Genomic DNA, 4,888 nt, shown 5'->3' on the forward strand with positions numbered 1-4,888 from the left:
TATCTGCCTTGGAATCCTCTTGTAAAAGAATTCTGTCGATAACCGTTGACCTTTTAGTATAAAAGGCTGACGGTTATTTTTCTATACACTGTTTTATTTGACGCTTACTGTTAATGTATTACTTCTTGGAAATGACAGAAAGTGAAATTGCCAACTTACAAAAGATTACGCAAAGCGGTGTATTTAGAAACCGACATCATGCTTTGGAAACTATGAAAAAAATACTAAAGGAGAAGCAGTAAAATGAAGCAAACATTTAAGAAGCCGTCCTACTATTTGCTTTCGCAAGCAATGGACGGGGACGAAAAAGCGATTGAAAAAATACTGGCATTTTATGACCCGTACATATCAAAGTGCTGTTTGCGCCCACTCTATGATGAATACGGCAATGTCTATATTGTTGTAGATATGGAGTTAAAGGGACTTATCCGAGAAGCACTTATCAAAATGATTTTAGGGTTTGATATTGCCTTAGAAATCGAAGAAGAATAAGCAGTTTTTAGCAGAGCATGGTTTAATGTCCCCCTCTTTCCTGCTCTGCCCCTGCTTTTATATGAAAGCAATACGCTTTCGCCACAGCTCTTTGACAACTGAATAAAGCAGACAGATACGTTTGTGAGATAGCGAGCCACGGGGACTGTACGCCACGACCTTTTCAAAAGAAAGCGAGCGACCCACGCAGTGATCCGAGAGCGACTGTTGGAAAAGTCGTTTTGCCACGACCTAGCCTCACAGGATAATGATACGTCCGCATGGTGCGGTTCTGCCCACAAGAATGGGAATAGTTGAGATACTAACGGAGCTTTCCAAAGCCGTCTGTCTGCTTCTGTAACATTGTGAAAAATACGCATATTGGATAAGCCTATGTGCGTATGTTGAGAATAGATAGCTGACTAAGGGGGCTGATAACTTGGCTAAAAAAGAACCTGCACAATATATCGTAGAACGGGAATTTTTAGGTAAATTTTCCGTAGAGGAATTGCTTGTCCGTATCGTGAAATCTCATGTAAAAAAAGGACTATCAAGAGGGTAAAACCCTTGAAAACAATGGAAAGAAGCCGTACTTTATGGTATAATATTATCATAGGTACGGCAGTTGAATAGGTGGAAAAATGATTTATCAAAAAGGTTCAAACTTATTTAACGTGGCTATTTATATCAGATTATCACGAGAGGACGGAGATAAGGAAGAAAGCGATAGTGTAGGAAATCAGAGAAAACTTTTAACAGAATATGTGAACAAGCATGATGACTTTATCTTATATGATGTTTATATTGATGACGGTTTTACGGGAACGAATTTCAATAGACCAGACTTTCATAGAATGATTGCTGACATTGAAGATAACAAGGTAAATTGTGTTGTTGTAAAAGACCTTTCCCGTTTCGGACGAGATTACATTGATACGGGGCGATATTTGGAAAGAATATTTCCAGAGCTTAATGTTCGTTTTATTTCTGTAACAGATAATATTGATAGTATGAAGCAGGCATACGATATGTTACTTCCTATTAAAAATATATTCAACGAACAGTATGCCAGAGATATTTCTAATAAAATTCAAGCGACTGTAAAATCAAAGCAGAAAGCAGGAGAATTTATCGGAGCTTTTACAAGTTATGGTTATAAGAAATCTCCTGCAAATAAAAATAAACTTGTGATTGATGAATATGCGTCCGAAGTTGTAAAAAGAGTATTTACTATGTATGCACAAGGAATAGGAAAACAAAGCATTGCCAAAATACTAAATGCAGAGGGTATCCTTTGTCCGTCGGAATATAAAAAGCTCAACGGCGAAAATTACAAAAATTGCAATCGTTTAGAGAAAACTTCTTATTGGACGTATTCCACGATTAAAGTGATGTTACAAAATGAGCTTTATATTGGAAATATGGTACAAGGAAAGAAACATCAACGTATGAGAAGCAAACAGCGTCCAGTTGAGAAAGAAAACTGGATAAGGGTTGAAAATACACATGAACCGATTATAGACCGTCAACTGTGGGATAAGGTACAAAAACTGCTGACGAAAAAACATAGGGATATTGATTTAGAAACAAATAAAAATATCTTTGCAGGTTTTATCAAGTGTGGCGATTGTGGTCGGGCAATGATGAAAAATTTCTGGCGACGTGCTGACGGAAGTAAGTCCTATTCATTTTATTGTGGAACTTACAAAAGAAGTGGAAAAGATTATTGCACTCCGCACACGCTCCCGTTTCAAGTATTGAATGATATTGTGCTGGGAGATTTAAAGCAGATTATCCGCAATGTAGAGAACTTGCAGGAACTTGTAAAATCACAATCTTTCACAGCAATAAAAATCAGAAAATCAACAGACATAGAACTGACAAAGTTAAAAGCAGAGCTTGAAAGAGTGAAGAAGTTGAAAAAGTCAATTTATGAAGATTACAAAGACGAACTGATTTCTAAAGAAGAATTTCTTTCTTATCGAGAGGACTATCAACAAAAAGAAACGCTTTACTCCAAACAGATTGAAACGCTGGAAGAAAAGAAAAAGGAAAGTGTAACAGAAGATGTTTTTGAAACACCGTGGTTAAGGCGGTTGTTGGAACTGAAAGACATTGAAGAATTAGACAGAGATATTATTGTGGAAATGATAGACCAGATAACAGTTTATGAAAACCACAAACTTAAAATCTCATACAACTTCGGAAATGAACTGGAACATTTATTTTCAAGCGTTTACTGTGAGGACTTGGAGAAAAAGGCTATCTAATCTCAATACATTTCTAACTCCCCATATATATTGGGGAATACATATCACAATTTGCGTAAACTACAATCAGCACATGGCGGTCGTGACCCCGGAGCTGTCTATAACGGCCGCCGGGAAAAGGATGACACCTTATCTTTAACGCTTGCCATTGGAGAACTGCTGCAGGAACATGGAATTGATGTACTCTATACACGTACAACAGACATTTATGAATCTCCATATCAGAAAGCATTGGAAGCAAATGCAGCCGGTGCAGACTTCTTTCTGTCTATTCACCGTAATTCTTATCCGACAGATAATACCGTATCCGGCGTAGAATCTCTGGTTTACAACAAATCCGGTCTGAAATACACAATGGCTCAAAATATTAATGAAGGTCTGGAAGCTCTCGGCTTCATCAATCTCGGCGTAAAAGAGCGCCCCGGTCTGGTCGTTCTGCGCCGTACACAGATGCCGGCGGTTCTGGTAGAAGTCGGATTTATCAACTCTGACACTGATAACCGGCTCTTTGATGATAACTTTGATGATATTGCGCTTGCGATTGCTGAGGGAATCCTTGATACATTAGAAGAAAACGGAGAAATCAGCAATGCTTCTTCTCTCCCTCACTATGCAGTGCAGACCGGGGCTTTCCGCAGCGAACGATATGCCCGACGACTCCTGAATGAATTAACTGAATTGAATTTTCCTGCTGTTTTGACAGAAGGGGACGGCTTATTCCGGGTAACGGTCGGAGAATACGATACGCTTGACGAAGCTGTAAAAATGGAACGCCGGTTGAAGCGTGCCGGATATCAGACAGTTATTGTAACTGTTTAGTTGCAGGATTTTGATTCTTACAATTACATGTCCGTAAAACATTTTCAAAAAACAGAGCGCACTCTTGATTTTTTTAATTGACGGTATTATAATAGCGTTAATTAGAAATCATACGGTCTTTCGCCGCATAAAGGAATGGAGGATTTACTACAATGGAGAAAAAAAACATTGACTGGGAAAATATCGGATTTGGATATATCCCTACAGATAAGCGTTTTGTAGCTAATTATAAAGATGGAGCATGGGATGAAGGTGGTCTCACAGAAGATCCTAACATCGTCATGAATGAATGTGCCGGAGTTCTTCAGTATGCACAGACTGTATTTGAAGGAATGAAGGCTTACACAACAGAGGATGGACACATTGTCACTTTCCGTCCGGACCTCAATGCGAAGCGTATGGTCGACTCAGCGAAACGTCTTGAGATGCCGCCTTTCCCGGAAGATAGATTTGTTGATGCTATTGTTCAGACAGTAAAGGCAAATGAAGCTTACGTTCCACCTTACGGAACAGGAGCAACACTTTACATCAGACCTTATATGTTCGGAATCAATCCTGTAATCGGAGTAAAACCGGCTACTGACTATCAGTTCCGTGTATTTGCCACTCCGGTTGGACCGTACTTCAAGGGCGGCGTAAAGCCACTGACACTGTGCGTATCAGACTTTGACCGTGCCGCGCCGCATGGAACAGGACACATCAAAGCAGGACTGAACTACGCAATGAGTCTTCACGCAATTGTTACAGCTCATGCAAATGGATTTGATGAAAATATGTATCTTGATTCCGCTACAAGAACAAAAGTTGAAGAAACAGGTGGAGCAAACTTCCTGTTTGTAACAAAAGACAACACAGTAGTAACACCACATTCCTCAACAATTCTTCCATCTATCACAAGACGTTCTCTGATGTATGTTGCTGAACATTATCTAGGACTGAAGGTAGAAGAAAGAGACGTATACTTTGATGAAGTCAAAGACTTTGCCGAGTGTGGTCTGTGTGGAACAGCTGCTGTTATCTCACCGGTTGGTAAGATCGTCAACCACGGTGAAGAGATCTGCTTCCCAAGTGGAATGGAACAGATGGGACCTACAATCGCAAAACTTCGTGACACACTGACAGGTATCCAGATGGGACGTATCGAAGCACCGGAAGGATGGCTGAAATATATCGATTAATTTTAAATCAAATAAATATTTTCTATTAGATGTTAAAAGAGGGGCGTGTGAAAAAACGAGAGTTTTTTCATGCGTCCTTTTGCTTATGATTATAATAATAGTTATATTACATAAAAAAGGGCATAATTCCCCTTCCCCCATAAGAATGCT

Annotated in this window: 5 protein-coding genes; all 5 read left to right on the top strand. The window is 39.4% G+C overall.

Translation table 11 applies throughout. The features are described from left to right. The first annotated feature begins 243 nt into the window (after window positions 1-243). Window positions 244-492, top strand: a complete 249-nt coding sequence (locus tag DXB52_RS14820; protein WP_004613734.1) for a helix-turn-helix domain-containing protein — start codon at window positions 244-246, stop codon at window positions 490-492. 418 nt (window positions 493-910) lie between these two features. Continuing rightward, window positions 911-1,033, top strand: a complete 123-nt coding sequence (locus DXB52_RS17560) for a hypothetical protein (protein ID WP_002323371.1) — start codon at window positions 911-913, stop codon at window positions 1,031-1,033. 79 nt (window positions 1,034-1,112) lie between these two features. Continuing rightward, window positions 1,113-2,741 (top strand): recombinase family protein, encoded by a 1,629-nt coding sequence (locus tag DXB52_RS14835; protein ID WP_027089437.1) that lies wholly within the window; start codon window positions 1,113-1,115, stop codon window positions 2,739-2,741. A 51-nt stretch (window positions 2,742-2,792) separates the two neighbouring features. Continuing rightward, window positions 2,793-3,560, top strand: a complete 768-nt coding sequence (locus DXB52_RS14840) for an N-acetylmuramoyl-L-alanine amidase (protein WP_118107947.1) — start codon at window positions 2,793-2,795, stop codon at window positions 3,558-3,560. A 152-nt stretch (window positions 3,561-3,712) separates the two neighbouring features. Then, window positions 3,713-4,738: a branched-chain amino acid aminotransferase gene (locus DXB52_RS14845; RefSeq protein WP_117541593.1), complete on the top strand. Its 1,026-nt coding sequence runs from the start codon at window positions 3,713-3,715 to the stop codon at window positions 4,736-4,738. Window positions 4,739-4,888: the final 150 nt, after the last annotated feature.

This window comes from Ruminococcus sp. OM04-4AA (assembly GCF_003462585.1).
GTDB lineage: Bacteria > Bacillota > Clostridia > Lachnospirales > Lachnospiraceae > Mediterraneibacter > Mediterraneibacter faecis.